We start from the raw sequence: 21,779 nt of genomic DNA, 5'->3' as shown, positions 1-21,779 counted from the left end.
GATCTTTGCGATTATAATGAAAGATAATTCTATACTCAACTAAAGTAGGGTATATTATATTTCTTAGGAAAATAAAATTTTTTTATTAAATAGAAAAATTATTATTAATAGAAATAGAGGAAAAAAATGAGTATATTATTCACAGATTTAAATTTATTGCCACAAACAGAAAAAGCTTTAGAAGAGTTAAATTTTTCAACTCCTACATCGGTTCAAGTTATGGCAATACCAGAAATGATACAAGGGAATGACATTATTGTTCAATCTCAAACCGGAACAGGGAAAACTTTCGCTTTCGGCATCCCTACCATTGAAAAAATAGACCCAAAATTAGATAAAACACAATCTTTAATATTGTGCCCTACAAGAGAGTTAGCTTTGCAAGTTTCTCAAGAAATTAAAAAATTATTAAAATTTCACAGAGAAATTAGAACAGCAGTAGTTTACGGTGGAGAATCTTACATTAAACAATTCCATCAACTTGATTTAAAGCCGCAAATCATTATCGCTACTCCAGGTAGAATGATCGATCTTTTAGATAGAAAAAAAGTTGATTTATCAGCAGTTAAAATTTTAATTCTTGATGAAGCTGATGAAATGTTAAAAATGGGTTTTCAAGATGCTTTAGAAACTATTTTAAGCCAAATTCCTAAAGAAAAACAAACAGCTTTATTTTCAGCTACTTTGCCTTTTTCCATTAAGAAAATAGCTTCTAAATACCAAAACAACCCTAAAGTATTAAAAGTTTTACAACAAAATATCGCTGTTAAATCTATTGAACAATTTTATTTTATTGTTAAACATTTTGACAAAAGTAAACTTTTAGTTCGTCTTTTAGATCAAAAAAATCCTGAATCAGCAATTATTTTTGCTAATACGAAAAAAGATGTTGATAATATCTTATCTTACTTACAAGAAAGAGATTTTTTAGCTGACGCTATTCACGGCGATTTAAAACAAAACCAAAGACAACACGTAATGAATAGTTTCCGTAAAAAAAATATTAAAATCTTGGTCGCTACCGATGTAGCCGCTAGAGGATTAGATATTGATGACATTAAAATGGTTATTAACTTTGATTTACCGTATGAAGACGAAGTATACGTACACAGAATTGGTAGAACCGGTAGAGCCGGTAAAAAAGGTGTTGCTTACAGTTTAATAAGCGTTCAACAAGTTTCTCAATTAAAAAAATTAGAAAATTATTTAAAAGAAAAAATAACTGCTGTTAATATCCCTTCAATAGAAGAAATTAAACAAGAACAAAATAAATTATTTGAAACTAAAATTTTTGAATTAATAGAACAAAACCCAGAAGAAAACAATAAAGCAGCAACTTTAACAGAAGCTTTATTAGAAAAATTCGATGACAAAACAATTATTAACAATTTATTAAGTCACTTAATGCCTAAAAGTAAAAAATATGAAGAAATAGCTGAACCAAAATCATTCGGTGGTTTTTCAAGTTACCAAAACACTCGTAACAATTACAGAAATAACAACTTTAACAGATTCAACAATTCTAACAGTTATGGATCCGACAACAGAAGAGAAAATTACGGCAGGAAAAGTAATTCTAACTTCTCCAATAATAATAAATTTGGTAGATTTGACGGTAGAGACCAAATGACCGAATTAACTATTAATTTAGGCAGAGAAGACGGAATTAATCCACCAGTATTTTTAAAAATTTTAAACGATAAATTTAACATTTATGGCAAAAATATCGGAAACATCAAACATCTTTCTAATAAAACTGTTTTTGAAATTGCTGATCGTTTTGTTAAACAAGTTCAATCTAAAGACAATGTTTATTACGAGAAAAAACTTTTACAAATTCAACATAGATAATAATAAACTCTCTTCTAATTTACTAAAAGATTTTATTTTATCTCAATATTTAAACCAATTTGTTTTTTTATAACAAATTGGTTTTTTTATTTCATTAAGGAGGATTTTTTTTGCTCTTTTGATTTATTTATCAAAAAAATATTTTTATCTAAAACAAAAAAAGACAAAACTTAGAATTGATAGAAAGTTTTGTCTTTTTATTATAAATATATCTAATGTGATTTAGTTTAGTTTTAATAGATTTTTTATTTTTAGATTTTTTTACTATTTTTGATCACATATTTGATCACATAATAAATAATTTTTTCATATCTTTTTCGTAAATTTTTCTATCTTTGTAAAGCTGGTTTATGACATTTAACAATTTATCATTTGAAGGTAAAGTTTTTCCAGTTATTTTTTCAATTAAGTCTTGCTGCCCCTTACCTTTTAAATTTTCGGGAGACGATATGGAACTTTTAAACAATTTTAAAGCTTCATCAAACAATTTTAAAGCTTCATCATAAGAATGGTTCACTATTTGTTTAATCAATTTTTGCGTTTCAGAATCCATTTTAGAATTAAAAACCATTAAAGGTATTTTGTTGCTAGAACTTGAAGCATTAGAATCAGGTAACATTCCGTATTTCGTCACCATTTGAGACGCTAATGAATAAGCTTTTTTATAATCATCGCTAGCTCCTACGCTAAACTGTCCGTCTCCGTAAAAAAATTCTTCTGCAATTCTTCCTCCTAATGATATTTGAATGCTTTTTTCTAAATCTTTTTTAGTAGGAAAATTACTCGCTTTTTTAGGTAAAATCAAAGTATAACCGTCAGCTTGTCCTCTAGGTTCGATAGTTACACGAACAACTTTACGATCTAATTTATGAGCTAATATAGCATGCCCCATTTCATGGATAGCAACTCTTACTTTATCTTCTTCGTTTAATTCATTTGTAGAAATAGGACCTAAAAGAACTTCGTCCATTAAATTATATATTTCTTCATTAGCAACTTCTGAAGATGCAATTTTTTTCTTTTCATTTTCAAGTTCTTTAGCTTTTTTAGCTAGTGAATCAATTTGAGCCGCACTGAAACCGAATAGATGAATTGTTTCGGCAATTTCTTTAATTCTTTGATCTAGACTTTGTTTGTTTTCTTGGGAAAACATTTTCAAACCATGCCTTTTTAAACTACCTTCTAATAATTTTTCAGTAGTTTTTAAATCCGGCAAACCCATATATATGTGTTTGCCTAAGCGACCTTGTCTGGTTAAAGCATCGTCTAAAAGGTCAAATCTATTAGTAGCCCCAATAATAATGGCTTGTGGTTCGTTTTTATTTTTATTAAAACCGTCTAAATTGGCTAATAAAGCGTTTAAAGTAGATTCATGTTCTGAATGATTATTATCATCACTTTTACTTCTTGCTCTACCGATGGTTTCTATTTCATCAATAAAAATAAAATAAGTGTTATTATTGTCTTTAATCGCTTTTTCTTTCGCTGTTTTAAAAAGATTTCTAATTCGAGAAGCTCCTACTCCAACGTATTTTTCGACAAAATCTGAACCAGTTGCAGAATAAATAGAACTTATATCTTTAAGTTCTCCTGCTAAAGTTTTTGCCAAAAAAGTCTTACCTGTTCCTGGTGGTCCATAAAGTATAACTCCTCTTTCTACTTCGCCTTTTTTAGTATTTTTAGCATATTCCACTAATTTTTTTAATTCGTTTTTTTCATTTGCATAACCATAAAAATCTTTAAATGTTTTATAATAAGTTGTTATCAATTTATCTTTAGCCCATGAATTTTCTTCTTTATTCGCCTCAATATCGCCCAACATTGATTTTGTTATTAAGTAAAAAACACCGATAATTAACAAAACATTCAATAAGATGCTAGTGATATTTTTGATAATGTTGAGCCAATCTTTCTTTTTATGAATATTTTTGTTAGGATGGTTTTGCTCAAAATGCAAAAACTCATCAAAATTGTTAAAATTTTGTGTCATAAATGTAATAAAATCCTTTTAAATTTTATTGTTTAATAAAAAAATGCGTCACTGTTTGAATTTTTATAAATATTAATTTCTTTTTGAAAACATTTTTTTAATAAAGTCTAAAATATTTTAACAAAAAAAGAACAATTTTGATGACTTAATTCTTTTTAAAATAATTATTATAAAATTGATTTATATTCTTTTTGATTGATATCAACATTATGTTTGATGACATAACGATTTTTAGGATGTTTTCGACATTCTTTCGAACAACTGCCTAAATATTTATGTTCGTTCTCTTCGCTGCATAAAATTTGTACGTTACAACTTGGATTAGCGCAGTTAATATATCTTTCACATGGTTTTTGGTCAAAATAATCTTTACCCACGATAACGTGTTCGTGTTGATTTACTTTAGTCGCTATTCTTTCGTCAAAAACATAAACTTGACCGTCAAATAATTTGCCTTGAACCTCTTCGTCTTGACCGTATTTAACAATACCGCCTTCTAATTGGTAAACTTCTTCTACCCCTTTTTGCTTTAAAAAAGCGGACATTTTTTCACAACGCACTCCGCCAGTACAATAAGTCAAAACTTTTTTATCTTTCAATAAAGAGATGTTTTGTTCAGCCCATTTAGGTAAATCACGGAAATTACGAACATTAGGGTTAATAGCGTTTTTAAAATGTCCTATATTATATTCATAATCATTACGAACATCCAACACTACTACATCTTTTTTTTGTAATAATTGATAAAATTCTTTAGGTTTTAAATAATTATTCGCTTTTTCTTTTAAAGAAATATCGTCTTTTAATTTTAAAGCCACAATTTCTTCTTTATGTTTTACCGAAAGACGAGGGAAAACATGTTTATCAGAAGGCTCTATTTTAAATTCTGTTTCTGAGAAGCGCGGATCTTGTGCTAAATCAGCCATATAAGTGTTAATATCTTTTTCTAAACCTGATAAAGTACCATTAATACCTTCATGAGAAACAATAATTCTCCCTAAAAGCCCTAATTTTTGACAAAAGTTTAAATGACTTTTTTGAAAAGATTCAGGGTCTTCAATATGTGAATAATTATAAAATAAAATAACTAAATAAGGTTTTTTTTCGGCCATAAATTGCAATTCCTATCTTGTGAATAACTTTTTAAAAATATTTTAAGTGAAAAATAAAAATTTTTAAATGTCATAACTAAATATATTATAAATCGTTTTAACTCATTTTTACTAAAAAAATATATTAATTTTCTTTCTTTTCTATCTCTTATTCAAAAGAAGAACTCTTAAAAGATTTCAAGTACTTTCTTAAAAGAGTTCTAAAACGGAAATGAGCCATTGAATATGACTCATTTCTTCCCCTCTATGCTCTTCTTTTACTTAGAAGTTAATTTTTTCTAAAGAATATTTTTCTAAAACATATTCTAATTTAGGAGCTAAAAAAATAATTAATATACTGCCGATAACATAATAAATTATAAATAAAAAAGAGCTAAAAAATAAACAAAATTCCCAAGCTTGTCCCTTTTCTTTTAAACTGTATAAAAAACGCCATAAAAACAAATCTTTTTGCGAAGGGTTGATTCTTTGAAAATAAACAAAATAAGTAGAAAGAGAAGTGCTTAAAATTCTGGAAAAGACTACTGTAAACAAACTGATTAAAATAGTTTTTTTATTTTTTAACTGGTTAAAATCGTTTTTATAAAAAAGACCTGATAAACTAACTGATAAATCATAAATAAGGTAATCAAAAAGTAAAGTTAAGAAAAAATAAAAACATCCCAATTGATAAACTTCTTTAGTGCTGATGATATAAGCATAACTTTTTAATAAATGGAATAAAGTGTAAAAACAATTGACCATTAAACCGTTTTTAAAACCTAAAACGAAACCTGATAAAAATAAAACAAGAAAAGATAATTTAAAAATTTGTCCTCCAAAAGGTAAAGTTAAAAAAGGTAAAAACCATTTTTGAAAATAATCCAACATTATAGACATTGAAATAAAAATAGAAATAATAATTATTTTACGTAAAACAAATTTTCCTGTCTGTTGTTTAACCATTGTTACCTCTTTGAATTTGAACAATATTAAATGAAATTATTTTTTTCAATATCAATTTAATTTTATCATAACAAATATGGGAAAATGATTAAATATATAAAAGAGCTAATTATTTTTGATAAATGGTTTAAAGGAGGGAAAAGGTATTTTTGGTAGTTTAGATTAGATAAAAGGAAAGGCATTGTGTTTTTAATTGATTAAACTCTTTTTGAAGGATTCTAAATTCTTAATTATTTTATTTTGGGACTCTATTTTTTCATCCATTAAGGATAAGAAATGAGTTATTTTGTTTTTTTCTTGGAGGAAAGGAGCAAGTCGAACACTAAATTTATATAAATCATTTCTTGATATATAAGGGGTTCATACTTTAGCAGAAGATGACGTTTTAGCTATTGTTTTACCACATGGCGTTTTATTCCACGGTGGTAGCGAACTAGAAATTAGAAAAACTTTAATAGAAAAAAATTATTTAGACACTGTAATCGGTTTACCAGCTAATTTATTTTTCGGAACTTCTATTTCGACGTCTATTTTAGTATTTAAAAAATACAGTATAAACAAGGGTGGTATTTTATTTATTGACGTTTAAAAAGAATTCAATAAAGAAGGTAAAAAAACGTTTTAACAGAAGAAAATATTAAAAAAATAATCAACATGCACCACACAATCATCATCCCAAAAAAAATGAAAGCTAATTTCCATAAGACACTTTTATACTCTTGATTTTCTTCTTCTAGCCAAGTGCTATCCGTACGCCCTTCTCTTTCTATCGGAAAATAAGCCAATAATTTAATGAAAAAAAAGGTTTTTAAAAACATATTTATCTCCTTATTTATTTCTGTTTTTCTAATTTTTTTTCAGTTGATAAAAAAGTATAATGTAAAATTTTAATTATACAATTTATTATTATTTTATCATATTTCCTGCTGAATTATCATAAATAAACTTTTTTTAGGCAATAATTAAACACTCATTTTTAACCCTCAAAAAGAAGAACTAGCAAAAAATCCGTATAAATAAAAAAAGACTTTGATAGTCTTTTTTTTAAGAAGTGGACGAAATTATTCAAGAATTTTAATTACCGAACCTGCTCCAACAGTACGTCCGCCTTCGCGAACAGAAAATTTAGTTCCTTCTTCCATAGCAATTGGATTAATTAAAGTAACTGTAACTTCGGCTAAATCACCAGGCATTACAATTTTAACATCATCTTGTAATTCGATAACACCAGTAACGTCAGTAGTTCTTAAGTAGAATTGAGGACGGTAATTAGTACCGAAAGGAGTAGTTCTTCCGTTTTCTTTAGCTGTAAGAACATAAATTTGCGCTAAGAACTTAGAATGTGGTTTAACACTGCCAGGCTTAACTAAAACTTGTCCACGTTCTACGTCTTCACGAGAAACACCACGCAATAAAACCCCTACGTTGTCACCAGCTTGCGCTGTGTCTAAAGATTTTCTAAACATTTCTAAACCTGTAACAACAGCTTTTTTAGTTTCTCTAATTCCAACTATTTCTACTTCTTCACCAACCTTAAACATTCCTCTTTCAACACGTCCAGTAGTAACAGTTCCTCTACCTGTAATAGTGAAAACATCTTCTATCGGCATTAAGAAAGGTTTGTTAATTTCACGAACCGGGTCTTCTACGTAAGTGTCTAAAAAGTCAAGTAATTCTTGGATTTTCTCTAAATATTTAGGGTCACCTTCAACCGCTTTTAAAGCAGATCCTCTAACGATAGGAACTTCGTCACCTAAAAAGCCATGTTTATTTAATAATTCTCTAATTTCGATTTCTACTAATTCTAAAAGTTCTTCATCAGCAACAACATCACATTTATTGATGAAAACTAATAATTTAGGAACACCTACTTGTTTAGCTAATAAGATATGTTCTTCTGTTTGGGGCATAATTCCGTCAACAGCAGAAATTACCAAAATACCAGCATCCATTTGAGCAGCGCCAGTAATCATATTTTTAATGTAATCGGCATGTCCAGGACAATCTACGTGAGCATAGTGTCTTTTTTCTGTTTCGTATTCTACGTGAGAAGTACTAATAGTGATACCACGTTCTTTTTCTTCAGGCGCTTTATCGATTTGATCGTAACTTTGTTTATCTGCTAATCCTTTTGTAGATAAATAAGAAGTAATTGCAGCTGTTAAAGTAGTTTTACCATGATCAACGTGACCAACAGTTCCTACATTAACGTGTGTTTTATTTCTGTTAAAAACTTTAGTAGCCATTTTATTAAGGCCTCCTTTTTTGAATTTTTTATTTTTTAATAAATATTTTGAGAAATTAACTACGTTCTTTAATAATATTTTCCGTAATACTTTTTGGTGTTTTTTCATATTTAGCAAATTGCATTACGAAATTAGCTCTACCTTGAGTGTTGGAACGCAAATTAGTCGCGTAACCAAACATTTCTGATAAAGGTACCAAAGCTTTAATCGCGATTGTGTTACCACGGTTTTCTTGTGTTTCTATTCTACCTCTTCTGGAAGTCAAATCGCCAATTACATTACCAACATATTCATTCGGTGTTATGATTTCCACATTCATAATAGGTTCTAAAATAACAAGACCACCATTGTTTTTAGTTTCTTTTAAAGCTATAGAAGCAGCGATTTTGAAGGCCATCTCTGATGAATCGACATCATGGTAAGAACCATCTGTTAAAGTTGCTTTAACATCAATGAAAGGATAACCGGCTAAAATACCGCCAGATAAAGATTCTTCTAATCCTTTTTTAACTGAAGGGATATATTCACGCGGAACAGAACCACCCACAATTTTATTAACAAACTCAAACCCTTTACCAGGATTTGGCTCAAAAGTCATACAAACATGCCCGTATTGCCCACGTCCGCCAGATTGACGAATGAATTTACCTTCTGTTTGCGTTTCTTTAGTTAAAGTCTCACGATAAGAAACTTGAGGTTGCGCCACATTAGCTTGGATTTTGAATTCTCTTCTTAAACGATCCATAATAATGTCTAAATGAAGCTCACCCATACCAGCAATAATAGTTTGAGCTGTTTCGTGGTTAATATAAACTTTAAAAGTTGGATCTTCTTCTGCTAATTTTCCTAAAGCAAAAACAATTTTATCTTGATCATTTTTAGTTTTTGGTTCAACTGCAATCTCAATAACTGGCTCAGGGAAATTCATTGATTCTAAGATTACAAAATCATTTTCAGCTGTTAAAGTGTGTCCTGTAATAGTATTTTTCAATCCTACTACAGCCACAATATCACCAGCACTAGCTTCTTGAATCTCTTCTCTATCATTAGCGTGCATTTGCAACAAACGTCCTACACGTTCTTTCACGTTTTTCACAGTATTCTTAATATAAGTTCCTGTTTTAACGGTACCTGAATAGACTCTTAAAAAAGTTAAACGCCCTACAAAAGGATCAGTCATAATTTTAAAAGCTAAAGCTGTGAAAGGTTCATCATCAGAAGTTTTACGAACTATTTCGTTACCATCAGCATCTTTACCAGTAATAGAAGGCACATCAGACGGAGAAGGTAAATAATCAATAACAGCGTCTAAAGTTTTTAAAATACCTTTATTTTTAAAAGCAGAACCGCATAAAACAGGGAAGAATTTAACATCTAAAGTTGCTTTTCTGATGATTCTTTTTAACATGTCTGTTGTAATTTTTTGTTCATCAAAAAACATTGTCATTAATTCATCATCAAAATCTGCTAAAATTTCAATTAATTCTTCTCTTTTTAATAAAGCAGTTTCTTTCAAATATTCAGGTATTTCTATTTCTTTAGCGTTTTCTGACGGTGAACCGTCATATTCGAAAGCTTTCATCTCGATTAAATCGATTAAACCGGTGAAATTATTTTCTTTACCGATAGGCCATTGGATAGCACAAGCTTTCACGCCTAAGCGTTTTTTCAAAGTTTCAATAGCGTAAGCATAATCAGCTCCCACTTTATCCATTTTATTAACGAAAATAATTCTTGGCACTTTATATTCAGTCGCTTGACGCCAAACTGTTTCTGTTTGCGGTTCCACTCCTGCTTGAGCATCAATTACCACTATTGCACCATCTAAAACTCTTAAAGAACGAGAAACTTCCACTGTAAAATCAACGTGTCCCGGAGTATCAATTATTTGAATTTGATGATCTTTCCAAAAAGTTGTTGTAGCGGCAGAGGTAATAGTAATTCCTCTTTCTTGTTCTTGTGCCATCCAGTCCATTTGCGAAGCACCATCGTGTGTTTCGCCTATTTTATGAATCTTACCTGTATGAAATAATATTCTTTCAGTTGTTGTTGTTTTACCAGCATCAATATGAGCCATAATACCGATATTACGAATTTTTTCTAGTTTAAATTGACGTCCCATTAGTATAATTTTCCTTACTTATTCCGATTACCAACGATAATGAGCGAAAGCTTTATTAGCTTCAGCCATACGATGTGTATCTTCTCTTTTTTTCACTGATAAACCAGTGCCAGAAGCGGCTTCAACTATTTCCTTAGCTAGTTTTTCTTCCATAGTTTTTTCACTACGTTTTTGAGCATATTGAATTAACCATCTTAAACCTAAAGATTGACGTCTTTCTGCACGAACCTCTGAAGGAACTTGATAGTTTTGGCTTCCTATTGTACGTGTACGTACTTCTAAAATAGGCATAATATTATTTAAAGCTTCATTGAAAACATCAATCGGTTCTCTCTGAGTCATTTCTTTTACACGATCTAATGCACCGTATAAAATAGATTGAGCTGTTCCTTTTTTACCACTTTTCATAATCGTATTAATAATTTTAGTTACTAATTTAGAATTATAAATTGGATCTGGTGAAACTTCTCTTTTTCGAGCACTTCTTTTACGAGACATATATGTACCTTTATTTCTTTCGTTATTTTTTTATCTGAACATTTTTTTAATCAAAATAATGCTTATTTTTTAGCTACAACTCTTTTAGATCCATATTTAGAACGGCTTTGTTTTCTATTAGCTACACCAGTAGCATCCAAAGCTCCTCTTACAATGTGATAACGTACACCAGGTAAATCTTTCACTCTTCCTCCACGTACTAAAACAGTACTATGTTCTTGTAAAGAATGACCTACTCCAGGAATATAAGCTGTTACCTCAGAACCATTACTTAAACGTACTCTAGCGAACTTTCTTAAAGCGGAGTTAGGTTTTTTTGGCGTCATAGTAGAAACTTTAATACAAACACCTGATTTTTGAGGCGAATTGTAGTTTTTAGTTTTTTTCTTTAAATTATTATAACTAAACCCTAAAGCAGGCGATTTAGATTTAGAAACTTTATCGCTTCTTCTTTTTTTAATTAATTGTGAAACAGTAGGCATCGCGAAATGAATCCCCTTTTTTTATTTTTTTTATAAAGTATAAATATAAGACAACTTATTTTATCTTTTTTTATGATAAAAGTCAATATTTTTTATACTTTATTTTTGAAAAAATATACCTTTTTTTATTAAATACTTTCTTCTGGTAATGTTTTTTCCTCTTCAAGAGTTTTTACTTCAAGGTTTTCTTCCAGATTGTCTGACTCAACCTCTAGGTTAACCTCTTGGCGAATTGGGTACTCAAAATAAGATGTTTCCAAAATACCTGTTCCCGCCGGAATCAAACCACCAACGATAACGTTTTCTTTCAGCCCGTATAAATTATCTTTTTGACCTCTAATAGCTGCATCGATTAAAATTTTAGTTGTTTCTTGGAAAGAGGCTGCTGAAAGCAAAGAATCACTTTTCAACGAAGCTCTCGTAATCCCTAATAACACCGGCCGTCCTACGGCTAAAGTTTTGTTTTGTTTAATTATCTCGGCGTTAACTCGTTTGAATTCTTTAATGGAGACTTCTAATCCCGGTAAGAAATGAGTATCACCTTCAGAGATAATTAAGACTTGTTTAAACATTTGGTGAACGATAATCTCAATGTGTTTATCACTAATATTAACACTTTGAGATTGATAAACTTTTTGCACTTCTTCTAAAATGTATTTTTGTGTTTTTTTCACACTACTTACTCTTAACATTTCTCTTAAATCAACCGAACCAGAAGTTAACCTTTGTCCCGCTTCAACATGCATATTTTTCTGCACTATAACATCCACATTACTATCAACAGTGTAAATATATTCTTCGTTCGGATTGTTATCAGGAACAATAATAATTTCGTAAGAATAAGAAGTAATGTTTTTCACGTCTCTAACCATACCGTCGTATTCACTAATAATAGCTTTGCCTTTTGGCTTTCTCGCTTCAAATAATTCTTGAATTCTCGGCAAACCTTGCGTAATATCTGCTACCGAAAGAACTCCACCAGTATGGAAGGTCCTCATCGTTAACTGCGTACCCGGTTCGCCAATAGATTGAGCCGCTACTACACCAACTGCTTCACCTATTTCTACACTTTTATTAGTCGCTAAATTTAAACCATAACATTTAGTGCAAATACCGTATTCACAATTACACGTTAGAACGCTTCTGATTTTAACTTTAGTGATATTAGCTTCTAAAATAACTTTAATGATTTCTCTTGTGATAATTTTGTTTTTAGCTAAAATAACTTCTTGTGTTTCTGGATGAATAATATCTTCTGAAGTAAAACGGCCAAAAATTCTTTCTGGTAAAGAAATGATTTCTTTTTCGTCTCTTGTAATAGCTTCTACGCTAAAGCCCTTGTCGCTGCCACAATCTTCTTTGATAACAATGATATCTTGAGCTACATCCACCAATCTTCTAGTTAAATAACCGGATTCAGCTGTTTTTAAAGCTGTATCAGTCGAAACTTTACGAGCTCCGTGAGTAGAAATAAAGAATTCATGCACTGTTAACCCTTCTTTGAAAGAACTTTTAACAGGAATTTCTAATACTTCTCCTTTTGGACTATTCATTAATCCTCTCATCCCAGATAACTGAGAGAAGTTAGAAGCATTACCACGAGCTCCACTATCGCTAATCATGTATAAATGATTATCTTGGTGGAATTCTTGCATTAACCCTTCTTGGATCACGTCACGAACATTTTTCCATTCTTGAATTACTAAGCCTTTTTTTTCTGAAACAGTCAAGAAACCTTTATCATAAAATTTTTCTATTTCTAAAATTTTATTTTCTACTTGGCCGATTAAAGCCTCTTTTTCAGAATAAACGTTAATATCTGAATGAGAAATAGTAATCCCTCCCATTGTAGAGTATTTAAAACCTAAGTTTTTAATATCATCTAACATTTTGGAAGTTTCGGTAATATTACTTTTCTTAAATACTTGGTCAATTACCATAGAAAGGAATCTTTTTTTGAAAGGTTCAGGTGGTTTAATATTAGTTAAATAATCGGAAGGATTAACACCTCTAGGAATGAAATAAACATCTGGCGTTCTTACTTCTAAATTGTATAAAGAAGGTTCTTGAACATAGGGAAAATCGTTAGGTAAAATATTGTTAAAAATCATTTTCCCTAAAGTTGTAACCAAATACTTGTCTTTTTGCGTTTCGGAGAAATAAGAGTCAATATTAGACGTTTTTACTAAAATTCTTGTATGTAAAGAAATTACTTTATTATGGAAAGCCAATTCGGCTTCTTTTAAATCATAAAATAATTTTCCTTCATTACGGTGTTTTAATTGATGTTCTTCATTCAGTTTTTCAGGATTAACACCTTTTACTGTACGATTTTTAACCTCTTCAATAGTTAAATAATAATTGCCTAAAACCATATCTTGAGAAGGAGATAAAACTGGGCTACCGTTTTTAGGGTCTAAAATATTATTAGACACTAACATTAATAAACGTGCTTCAGCTTGAGCTTCTAAAGAAAGAGGAACATAAACTGCCATTTGATCGCCATCAAAATCCGCATTAAAAGCTGGCGTTACTAAAGGATGTAATCTAATTGCTTTACCATCGATTAACTTCGGTTCAAAAGCTTGTATTCCTAAACGGTGTAAAGTTGGAGCTCTGTTTAATAAAACCGGATGTTCTTTAACAACTTCTTCTAAAACGCTCCAAACATATTCATTCATTTTTTCATACAACAAATTAGCGCTTTTTTTATCAACTCCTTTAGCTTCTTGCAATTTGTTTAAAATAAAAGGTTTAAATAAAATGACTGCCATTTGTCTCGGAATACCACATTGGTGGATTTTTAAATCAGGACCAACGATAATAACTGAACGACCTGAATAATCCACTCTTTTTCCTAAAAGATTTTGACGGAAACGCCCTTGTTTCCCTCTCAACATTTCGGATAAAGATTTCAAATGACGGTTTCTCTCCACATTAGAAGTATTTTTTTTACTTACTTTTACATTATCAAACAAAGCATCAACCGCTTCTTGAAGTAGTCTTTTTTCGTTTTTAATAATTAATCTTGGCGCTTTTTGAATAATTTGTTTTTTCAAACGATTATTACGGTTTAAAATTCTTCTGTATAAATCATTAGTATCGGTCGTTGCAAAACGTCCACCATCTAAAGGAACAATAGGTCTTAAATCAGAAGGCAGAACAGGAATAACATCCATTACCATCCATTCTGGTTTATTATCAGATTTACTGAAAGATTCGATAATTTCTAATCTTTTAATAATTACATCTCTTTTTTGTTTAGAGACTTGTTTCAACATTTTTCTTAATTCTGCAACACTTTCCTCTAAATCAAGTTCTTCTAATAATTTTTTAATCGCTTCTGCCCCGGTTAAAGCGGTAAATCCATTACCAAACAGTTCTAAATATTGGCTATATTGTAATTCTGTAATAATTTGTCTTTTTTCTAAATTAGTTTTACCTGGATCAAGAACGATATAAGAAACATAATAAACGATTTCGGATAATTCTTTAGCTTTAATACCTAATAAAATCGCTAATCTACTTGGCAAACTATTAACATACCAAGTATGAACAATAGGAGCTGCTAATTCAATATGTCCCATTCTTTCACGTCTTACTTTTTGTTCAGTAATTTCAATACCACAACGTGAACAAGTTTGACCTTTTTTTAAGGTTTGTTTTTTGGCACAAGCGCATTGTAAATCTTTTACAGGACCAAAGATTTTCGGACAAAATAAGCCACCGAATTCCGGTTTAGCCGTACGATAATTAATAGTTTCGTAATTAACAATTTCTCCATAAGACCATTGTCTAATTTCATGCGGAGAAGCTAAACGAATTTTAAAATATTCGTATTCTCTACTGCCGTATTCTTTTTGTGATTTAAAGTCAGTTTGTCCTTCTACACTAAAAGTAACCGAAGAAGAAGAGTTTTTAGAACCAGAAGAGACCACATCTGTTAAAGCGGTTTCTTCATTTAAAAAAGGATTGAAATTTTCATCTAATTCTTTTTTGATATTTAGTTCGTAATCTTCTTCCTCTTCTAAATCATCTTCACTAAAATCAATATCTTCTAAATCATCATCTTCATCATCGTTAAAATCATCATTATATAAACTAAACACTAACTCAATTTCTTCTAAACAAGCCTGTTTGTCTTGAAATAACTGCAATAACATGGATTTATTAGTTTGAATTAAAGAACGACAATCCATAATTTTATTACTATGTAAAACTTCAATAATATCTGGATTTAAATTTAAATTTTCTAAAGATTCAGGCAAATAGTGCTCTTTTAAAATTAATATCGTTTCAAATAAAAATTCTTGTGGCAATAAAGTGTGGAGGTCTTTTAAAGTGTAATTGTTAAAATCAGATAACGAAGTAACACCGATTAATTTTAACGCTTCAATAGTTTTTTTCGAAAGAGAAAGTTCTTCAATTTTAACATTTAAATTTATCATTGATATTTTTTTCCTTACTATTATTAACTAAAGAATGATTAACTTTGTTCTCTTTAGTGTCAGATTTAATTAATTCCACATGCAAACCTAAAGATTGTAATTCTTTTGAAAAAACTCTAAAACTTTCAGGAATAGAAGGTTTTGGCAGCGGTAATCCGTTGGTAATAGAATTATAGGTTTTATTACGTCCGATAATATCATCACTTTTCACAGTTAAAATTTCTTGTAAAGTGTGAGCAGCACCATAAGCATATAAACTCCAAACCTCCATCTCGCCAAACCTTTGTCCTCCGTTTTGGGCTTTGCCTCCCATAGGTTGTTGAGTTATCAAAGTATAAGGTCCTACGTTTCGAGCATGCAGTTTATCATCGATCATATGAGATAACTTAATCATATATAATGATCCTACAGACACAGGATTATCATAAGGTTCTCCTGTTCTTCCGTCGTATAAAGTCATTTTACCATCAGGCGATAAATTAGCTTCTTCCATGATATTTTGTAAATCTTGGTTATTAACGCCATCAAAAATAGGTGTTACTACTTTAATGTTTAATTTTTTAGCTGCCATACCTAAATGCATCTCTAAAATTTGCCCAATATTCATACGACTTGGCACGCCTAAAGGATTTAAAATAATATCAATCGGAGTACCGTCGGCCATATAAGGAAGATCTTCTTTAGGTAAAATCAAGGAAATTACCCCTTTATTTCCGTGTAATCCCGCCATTTTATCACCGACATTGATTTTTCTTTTTTTAGCAATAAAAATACGGACAATTTCGTTCACACCTGGTTTGGCAATAGGATCGCCATTTTTAATAGAAAAATATTGTACACTTTGAACAATACCGCCATCTCCACAAGGATATCTTAAAGAAGCATCTTTGTAATCACGTGCTTTTTCTCCAATAACCGTTTGAATTAATTTTTCGTAAGGCGTCGGTTCAAAAATTCCTTGAGGAATTATTTTACCTACTAAAATATCGCCCTCTTTCACTTCAGAACCAGGAATAATAATTCCTCTTTCGTCTAAATTTTTAACCGCTTCAGCGCTAACGTTGGGCACTTCACGAGTGATTTCTTCTTTACCAGAACCTTTTTTCAATTCTCTAGTTTGAATTTCGTATTTGTTAATATGAATAGAAGTATAAACATCGTTTTGCACTAAATTTTCAGACATAATAATTGCATCTTCATAATTATAACCGTGCCACGTCATGAAAGCTACCGTTACATTTCTACCTAAAGCTAATTCACCTTGGTAAGTTGAAGGACCATCTACGATAAGATTGCCTTTTTTAATATATTCGCCTCTAACCACGATAGGTTTATGTAAAATTAAAGTATCTTGGTTGGATTTAACAAAAGTTGTTAATTCATAAGAACGTTCTTGTCCTGATTCTTCTTTAATCACTATTTTTTTAGCATCAACGTATTTCACAATACCACTTTCTTCAGCCACAATTAAGCAACCTGAATCTTTGGCGATTCTGTATTCAATGCCAGTAGCAACAATCGGAGATCTAGGAATTAATAAAGGTAACGCTTGGCGTTGCATGTTAGCGCCCATCAAAGCTCTAGAAGCATCATCATGTTCTAAAAAAGGAATAGAAGAAGTTGCTACAGAAACTATTTGTTTCGGAGAAACATCCATATAAGTAATCTTATTAGCATCAAATAATCCTGTTTCACCGTTTCTTCTTGCGATCACTTTTAAAGTTTTAAAATTGTTATTTTCATCTAAAGGTGTAGAAGCTGAAGCAATGATTTGCTCTTCCTCTTGAATAGCTGTTAAATAATCGTATTCTTGAGTTACGTGAGAAACACCGTTTTCATGCTTAACTCTAAAGAAAGGAGTTTTAATAAAACCGTATTTATCTACTTGGGCGTAAGTTGATAAAGAAGAAATTAAACCTATAGAAGGCCCCTCAGGAGTTTCAATCGGACATAAACGTCCGTAATAAGAGTTATGAACATCCCTTACTTCAACCCCAGCGCGGTCACGATCTATACCGTCCGTTCCTAAAGCAGAAATTCTTCTTTTTTGGGTTAACTCGGCTAAAGGATTAATTTGATCCATAAAGTGAGATAAACGCGAACTACCAAAAAAAGTTTTTAAAACAATAGAAAGCGAAGAAAAGTTAACTAACCCTCCAGGAGCGATAGATTCGAATTTACTAATTGACATACGGTCTTTAATGTTTTTTTCTGATCTAGTCAAGCCAATACGGAATTGATTTTTTAACAATTCATCTATTAATCTTAATCTTCTGTTTCCTAAATAATCGATATCATCAACATGTCCGATATTCATATACAAGTTTAAGTAATAACTAATGCTAGCGATAATATCAGATAAAACGATGTTTTCTGATCTTTCTTCTTGGTTATTGCCAATTATTTTCACAAAAGTTTTGTTTTCTTTGTCGTCTAAAAAATAAACTTCTAAAACTTCGTTAAAAACTTTTTTAACGTCGTTTTCTTTTTTTTCAACGTTTTGACCTTCTAAAAAGAATTTAACTATTTTTTCATCAATCTTTTCTTTATTCGCTTCTATAATAGCGATCAATTCCTCATTTAATATAGAATCAGCTTCAATTAATATTTCACCTGTCTGGAAATTAGAAATATTATCTTTAACGTATAAGTTGTCATCCGTTTCGCTTTTTCTATAAGTCATGGCGGATTCGTTAGTCATTTCGTTTTCTAAATGATATTCAGAATTAACCAATTCCTTACGTAAATATTGACGTTTTTGTCTTAATTGTTCGATGATATCACGCGTTAAAAGAGTGCCTTTAGGGAATAAAATCTCATTAGTATCTATATCTTTTAAATCTTTTGCTAAAAAAGTGTTTTCTACTCTATTTAGAACATCTAATTTTTTATTGATTTTATATCTACCTACAGAAGATAGATCGTATTTTTTACGATCGAATAAACGCGTTCTAACGAACTCTCTCGCTGCATTGGCAGGCACTTTTTCCCCTTGATGTAATTTTGAATAAAGTTCCACGATAGCATCACTAGAATTAGATTCTTCGTCTTTTTGAAAACTTAAATCCAATAATTCGTTTTTTCCAAAAACATTTTCAATTTCTTCTCTCGAATTAAATCCTAAAGTATGAATGAATTTAGTTAAAGGTATTTTTTTAGAACGATCTAATTTAGCATATAAAAAATCTTTATTACTTTGTTCGAATTCTATCCAAGCTCCCCTAGTAGGGATGATTTGACCTAAAAAAAGCATTTTATTCGTTTTATTATCAAATTTTTGAGAAAAATAAGCCCCAGAAGAACGAATGATTTGCGCCACAACAACTCTTTCAGTCCCGTTGATAACAAAAGTTCCTGAAGGAGTGATTAAAGGCAAATCAGTCATTAAGATACGTGATCTTTTCACTTCTTTAGTTAAAACATTTTCTAATTTAACGTGGACGAACAATTCAGATGAATAAGTGAAATCTCTGTTTTTAGATTCTTTAATATCGAATTTTGGCTTTTCTAAAAAAAAATCTTCAAAATGTAATTTTAAATCACCATTATAACTTTCGATGGGAAAAATATCTTCTAAAGCCGATTTAATACCTGATTCTAAGAATTTTTTAAATGAATTCTTTTGAATTTCTATTAAATTAGGCAAAGGAAAGTCATATTTCATTTTCGAATAGTTGCGTCGTTCTACTTTATTACCATATTTAACGTTGCGATATCTGCTCATTTTTTACTCCAATACATCATTTATTCATTTTTCGAAAGAAAATAGATAAAATAAAATCCTTAAAATAATCCTTTTATCTGATAAAAAAAATATAAGTCAAAAGACAATAAAAAACCTAAGATTTTTTTCTCAGGTTTTTTACTAATAATATTTTTTAACGAATATTATTTTAATTCTACTTTAGCGCCCAATTCTTCTAATTTAATTTTAATCTCTTCCGCTTCATCTTTGCTAACACTTTCTTTAACAACAGCATCAGGTGTTTCAGTTAATTTTTTAGCTTCTGCTAATCCTAAACTTGTAATTTCACGGATAGCTTTAATAACAGCTAATTTGCTAGAACCAAAGTTTTTCAAAATAACTTGGAATTCTGTTTGTTCTTCGACTGCAGCAGCCGAGTCAGCACCATTACCAGCTACAACTAATGAAGCAGAAGGATCAATTCCGAACTCTTCTTTTAATCCATCTACTAATTCTTTAATTTCTAATAAAGACATCCCTTTTAAAGATTCAATAAAAACCTCTTTAGTTAATTTAGCCATTTGTTTGATTCCTCTCTTTTGTTATCATTTTAACAATTTTATATTTATTATTCTTTTTTAGATAAAATATCTAATCCAACGGATAATTCTTTTAAAGGCATTAACATACCTGAAGCTAACATAGTTAACAATGCTTCTCTTGAAGGCAAAGTAGCTAACTCATGCATCATTTCGACTGAATATATTTTATTTTCAACAAGTCCAGAAGAAATTTTAACAAATTTATTTGTTTTAGAAAAATCATATAAAACCTTTAACGGTGAAATTAAGTCATCTTCGCTAAATAATAAAGCTTTTGAGTTTTTAAAATCAGTTAAATCTTGATGATCAACAGAAGTAAAAGTTCTTTTAATGATGTTATTAGAATATAATTTGATATTGCTTCCAAATTCTCTTAATTGTACTCTTAATTGAGTAAAATCACTCACTTTAAGACCTTTATATTCAAATAAAACCACTAATTTAGATTTATTTATTTTTTCCGTTAAAGTGTTAACGTTTTCTATTTTATGTTCGATAACAGGTCTTAACATATCTTTTTCATCCCTTTCTATTTATTTGTATATATCGTACACTACAAATATTTTTTCAAAAAAGTTTTTTTAACTCATTAAAGTATGATCAACTCTAACACCAGGAGCCATCGTAGAAGAAAGAGTCATGGATTTGATAAAATTACCTTTTACTGTTTTAGGTCGCACAGAAGTTATATGTTCGTATAAAAACTGAGCGTTTTCCAATAATTGTTCTTTACTAAAAGAAGTTTTTCCTAAAATAGTGTGTAAATTACCATTTTTATCAACTCTATATTCTATTCTCCCTTTTTTAATATCTTTAATCAAAGGAGCTAAGTTGTCTGTAACTGTCCCTAATTTAGGGTTAGGCATTAAACCTTTAGGACCTAAAACACGTCCTAATTTGGACACACTTGGCATCATTTCAGGAGTAGCAATTAAAACATCAAAATCTAACCAATTTTTAGCGATTTTATTCACTAATTCTTGGTCTCCTACTATATCAGCACCAGCTTCTTCAGCTTCTTTAACTTTCATCCCTTTAGCTAGAACAGCTACTTTTAGCTTTTTACCGCTACCATGAGGCAATACTAAAGCACCGCGCATATTTTGTTCTGCTTTTTTAGGGTCAAGGTTTAAAGAAAAAACACATTCAACAGTGGAATCAAATTTAACTAATTGAGTTTGTTGAACTAAATCAACTGCTTGCGAAACTGAATAAGATTTCTTAGAATCTATCATTTGACGCATGGCTAAATATTTCTTACTTCTTTTCATATTTAAAAAACCTGTGTAAAATTTAAAACCTTTCTAGGACGTTATTCAAAATAAAATCATTAAAAATAATTTGTTTTCGCTAATAGGGGAAACAAATTATTTTTCAACTACAATACCCATATTAAGCGCAGTACCTTCTATTATTTTACAAGCACTGTCAACTGTATAAGCATTTAAATCAGACATTTTTAATTTAGCGATTTCTTCTATTTGTTGGTATTTAATGGTTGCTACTTTACTTTTGCTAGAATTAGCAGAGCCTTTTTGGATATTAGCAGCTTTTTTTAAAAGATCACTAGCTGGCGGAGTTTTAGTAACAAAAGTGAAACTTCTATCATCGTAAACAGAAATAATCACTGGAATAACAAAACCCATTTGATCTTTAGTTGCTTCGTTAAACTTGGAACAAAAAGACGGAATATTTACTTGAGCCTGACCTAAAGCTGGACCTACTGGCGGAGCTGGATTCGCTTTCCCTGCAGGAATTTGAAGTTTTACAGTTTTTACAACTTTTTTAGCCATTTTAT

General features: G+C 30.2%; 15 protein-coding genes and 1 pseudogene. 2 read left to right on the top strand and 14 right to left on the bottom strand.

Going from position 1 to position 21,779, the window contains the following annotated elements:
• The first annotated feature begins 126 nt into the window (after positions 1–126).
• Positions 127–1,851 (top strand): DEAD/DEAH box helicase, encoded by a 1,725-nt coding sequence (locus tag RI68_RS00075; RefSeq protein WP_017193256.1) that lies wholly within the window; start codon positions 127–129, stop codon positions 1,849–1,851.
• Between the two features lie 286 nt (positions 1,852–2,137).
• Here RI68_RS00075 and RI68_RS00070 read toward each other — a convergent pair whose 3' ends face one another.
• The 3 genes from RI68_RS00070 to RI68_RS00060 form a co-directional block, all read right to left on the bottom strand.
• Positions 2,138–3,841 (bottom strand): AAA family ATPase, encoded by a 1,704-nt coding sequence (locus RI68_RS00070; RefSeq protein ID WP_017193255.1) that lies wholly within the window; start codon positions 3,839–3,841, stop codon positions 2,138–2,140.
• A 167-nt stretch (positions 3,842–4,008) separates the two neighbouring features.
• Positions 4,009–4,953: a rhodanese-related sulfurtransferase gene (locus RI68_RS00065; RefSeq protein WP_017193254.1), complete on the bottom strand. Its 945-nt coding sequence runs from the start codon at positions 4,951–4,953 to the stop codon at positions 4,009–4,011.
• Between the two features lie 261 nt (positions 4,954–5,214).
• A complete protein-coding gene (locus RI68_RS00060; protein ID WP_017193253.1) occupies positions 5,215–5,898 on the bottom strand; it encodes a hypothetical protein in 684 nt (227 codons plus the stop codon).
• A gap of 382 nt (positions 5,899–6,280) precedes the next feature.
• Here RI68_RS00060 and RI68_RS04450 point away from each other — a divergent pair.
• Positions 6,281–6,481 (top strand): annotated as a pseudogene (locus tag RI68_RS04450) (N-6 DNA methylase); the annotation flags it as partial.
• Between the two features lie 13 nt (positions 6,482–6,494).
• Here RI68_RS04450 and RI68_RS00055 read toward each other — a convergent pair.
• The 11 genes from RI68_RS00055 to rplK all read right to left on the bottom strand — a co-directional run bounded on the left by RI68_RS00055 (position 6,495) and on the right by rplK (position 21,774).
• Positions 6,495–6,716: a hypothetical protein gene (locus RI68_RS00055; protein ID WP_017193252.1), complete on the bottom strand. Its 222-nt coding sequence runs from the start codon at positions 6,714–6,716 to the stop codon at positions 6,495–6,497.
• 243 nt (positions 6,717–6,959) lie between these two features.
• Positions 6,960–8,144, bottom strand: a complete 1,185-nt coding sequence (gene tuf / locus RI68_RS00050; RefSeq protein WP_026071922.1) for an elongation factor Tu — start codon at positions 8,142–8,144, stop codon at positions 6,960–6,962.
• Positions 8,145–8,199: 55 nt separating this feature from the next.
• Entirely contained in the window at positions 8,200–10,266 is a 2,067-nt protein-coding gene (gene fusA / locus RI68_RS00045) for an elongation factor G (RefSeq protein WP_017193250.1), read from the bottom strand.
• Positions 10,267–10,293: 27 nt separating this feature from the next.
• Positions 10,294–10,764 carry a 30S ribosomal protein S7 gene (gene rpsG / locus RI68_RS00040; RefSeq protein ID WP_017192538.1) on the bottom strand — a complete coding sequence of 157 codons (471 nt, stop codon included), beginning with the start codon at positions 10,762–10,764 and terminating at the stop codon, positions 10,294–10,296.
• A gap of 62 nt (positions 10,765–10,826) precedes the next feature.
• Entirely contained in the window at positions 10,827–11,246 is a 420-nt protein-coding gene (rpsL, locus tag RI68_RS00035; protein ID WP_017192539.1) for a 30S ribosomal protein S12, read from the bottom strand.
• Positions 11,247–11,374: 128 nt separating this feature from the next.
• Entirely contained in the window at positions 11,375–15,694 is a 4,320-nt protein-coding gene (rpoC, locus tag RI68_RS00030; RefSeq protein ID WP_017193249.1) for a DNA-directed RNA polymerase subunit beta', read from the bottom strand.
• The gene (locus RI68_RS00025; RefSeq protein ID WP_026071921.1) at positions 15,675–19,418 is read right to left on the bottom strand and encodes a DNA-directed RNA polymerase subunit beta; all 3,744 of its coding nucleotides are present in this window, start codon (positions 19,416–19,418) and stop codon (positions 15,675–15,677) included. The genes rpoC and RI68_RS00025 overlap by 20 nt, the downstream gene beginning before the upstream one ends.
• Positions 19,419–19,582: 164 nt before the next feature.
• On the bottom strand, positions 19,583–19,960 hold the full coding sequence (gene rplL / locus RI68_RS00020) for a 50S ribosomal protein L7/L12 (RefSeq protein WP_017193247.1): 378 nt from the start codon (positions 19,958–19,960) through the stop codon (positions 19,583–19,585).
• Between the two features lie 47 nt (positions 19,961–20,007).
• Positions 20,008–20,493 carry a 50S ribosomal protein L10 gene (rplJ, locus tag RI68_RS00015; RefSeq protein WP_017193246.1) on the bottom strand — a complete coding sequence of 162 codons (486 nt, stop codon included), beginning with the start codon at positions 20,491–20,493 and terminating at the stop codon, positions 20,008–20,010.
• Between the two features lie 69 nt (positions 20,494–20,562).
• Positions 20,563–21,252: a 50S ribosomal protein L1 gene (gene rplA, locus RI68_RS00010; RefSeq protein WP_017192544.1), complete on the bottom strand. Its 690-nt coding sequence runs from the start codon at positions 21,250–21,252 to the stop codon at positions 20,563–20,565.
• Positions 21,253–21,348: 96 nt separating this feature from the next.
• Positions 21,349–21,774 (bottom strand): 50S ribosomal protein L11, encoded by a 426-nt coding sequence (gene rplK, locus RI68_RS00005; RefSeq protein ID WP_026071920.1) that lies wholly within the window; start codon positions 21,772–21,774, stop codon positions 21,349–21,351.
• Positions 21,775–21,779 lie beyond the last annotated feature (5 nt).

It is taken from the genome of Vaccinium witches'-broom phytoplasma str. VAC (genome assembly GCF_000309405.1).
Lineage (GTDB): Bacteria > Bacillota_I > Bacilli_A > Acholeplasmatales > Acholeplasmataceae > Phytoplasma.
This window is presented reverse-complemented; position numbering and strand designations above follow the sequence as displayed.

Coding starts and splice junctions, on each gene's coding strand:
- RI68_RS00075 (WP_017193256.1), top strand. CDS start 127: ATGAGTATATTATTCACAGATTTAAATTTATTGCCACAAACAGAAAAA.
- RI68_RS00070 (WP_017193255.1), bottom strand. CDS start 3,841: ATGACACAAAATTTTAACAATTTTGATGAGTTTTTGCATTTTGAGCAA.
- RI68_RS00065 (WP_017193254.1), bottom strand. CDS start 4,953: ATGGCCGAAAAAAAACCTTATTTAGTTATTTTATTTTATAATTATTCA.
- RI68_RS00060 (WP_017193253.1), bottom strand. CDS start 5,898: ATGGTTAAACAACAGACAGGAAAATTTGTTTTACGTAAAATAATTATT.
- RI68_RS00055 (WP_017193252.1), bottom strand. CDS start 6,716: ATGTTTTTAAAAACCTTTTTTTTCATTAAATTATTGGCTTATTTTCCG.
- tuf (WP_026071922.1), bottom strand. CDS start 8,144: ATGGCTACTAAAGTTTTTAACAGAAATAAAACACACGTTAATGTAGGA.
- fusA (WP_017193250.1), bottom strand. CDS start 10,266: ATGGGACGTCAATTTAAACTAGAAAAAATTCGTAATATCGGTATTATG.
- rpsG (WP_017192538.1), bottom strand. CDS start 10,764: ATGTCTCGTAAAAGAAGTGCTCGAAAAAGAGAAGTTTCACCAGATCCA.
- rpsL (WP_017192539.1), bottom strand. CDS start 11,246: ATGCCTACTGTTTCACAATTAATTAAAAAAAGAAGAAGCGATAAAGTT.
- rpoC (WP_017193249.1), bottom strand. CDS start 15,694: ATGATAAATTTAAATGTTAAAATTGAAGAACTTTCTCTTTCGAAAAAA.
- RI68_RS00025 (WP_026071921.1), bottom strand. CDS start 19,418: ATGAGCAGATATCGCAACGTTAAATATGGTAATAAAGTAGAACGACGC.
- rplL (WP_017193247.1), bottom strand. CDS start 19,960: ATGGCTAAATTAACTAAAGAGGTTTTTATTGAATCTTTAAAAGGGATG.
- rplJ (WP_017193246.1), bottom strand. CDS start 20,493: ATGTTAAGACCTGTTATCGAACATAAAATAGAAAACGTTAACACTTTA.
- rplA (WP_017192544.1), bottom strand. CDS start 21,252: ATGAAAAGAAGTAAGAAATATTTAGCCATGCGTCAAATGATAGATTCT.
- rplK (WP_026071920.1), bottom strand. CDS start 21,774: ATGGCTAAAAAAGTTGTAAAAACTGTAAAACTTCAAATTCCTGCAGGG.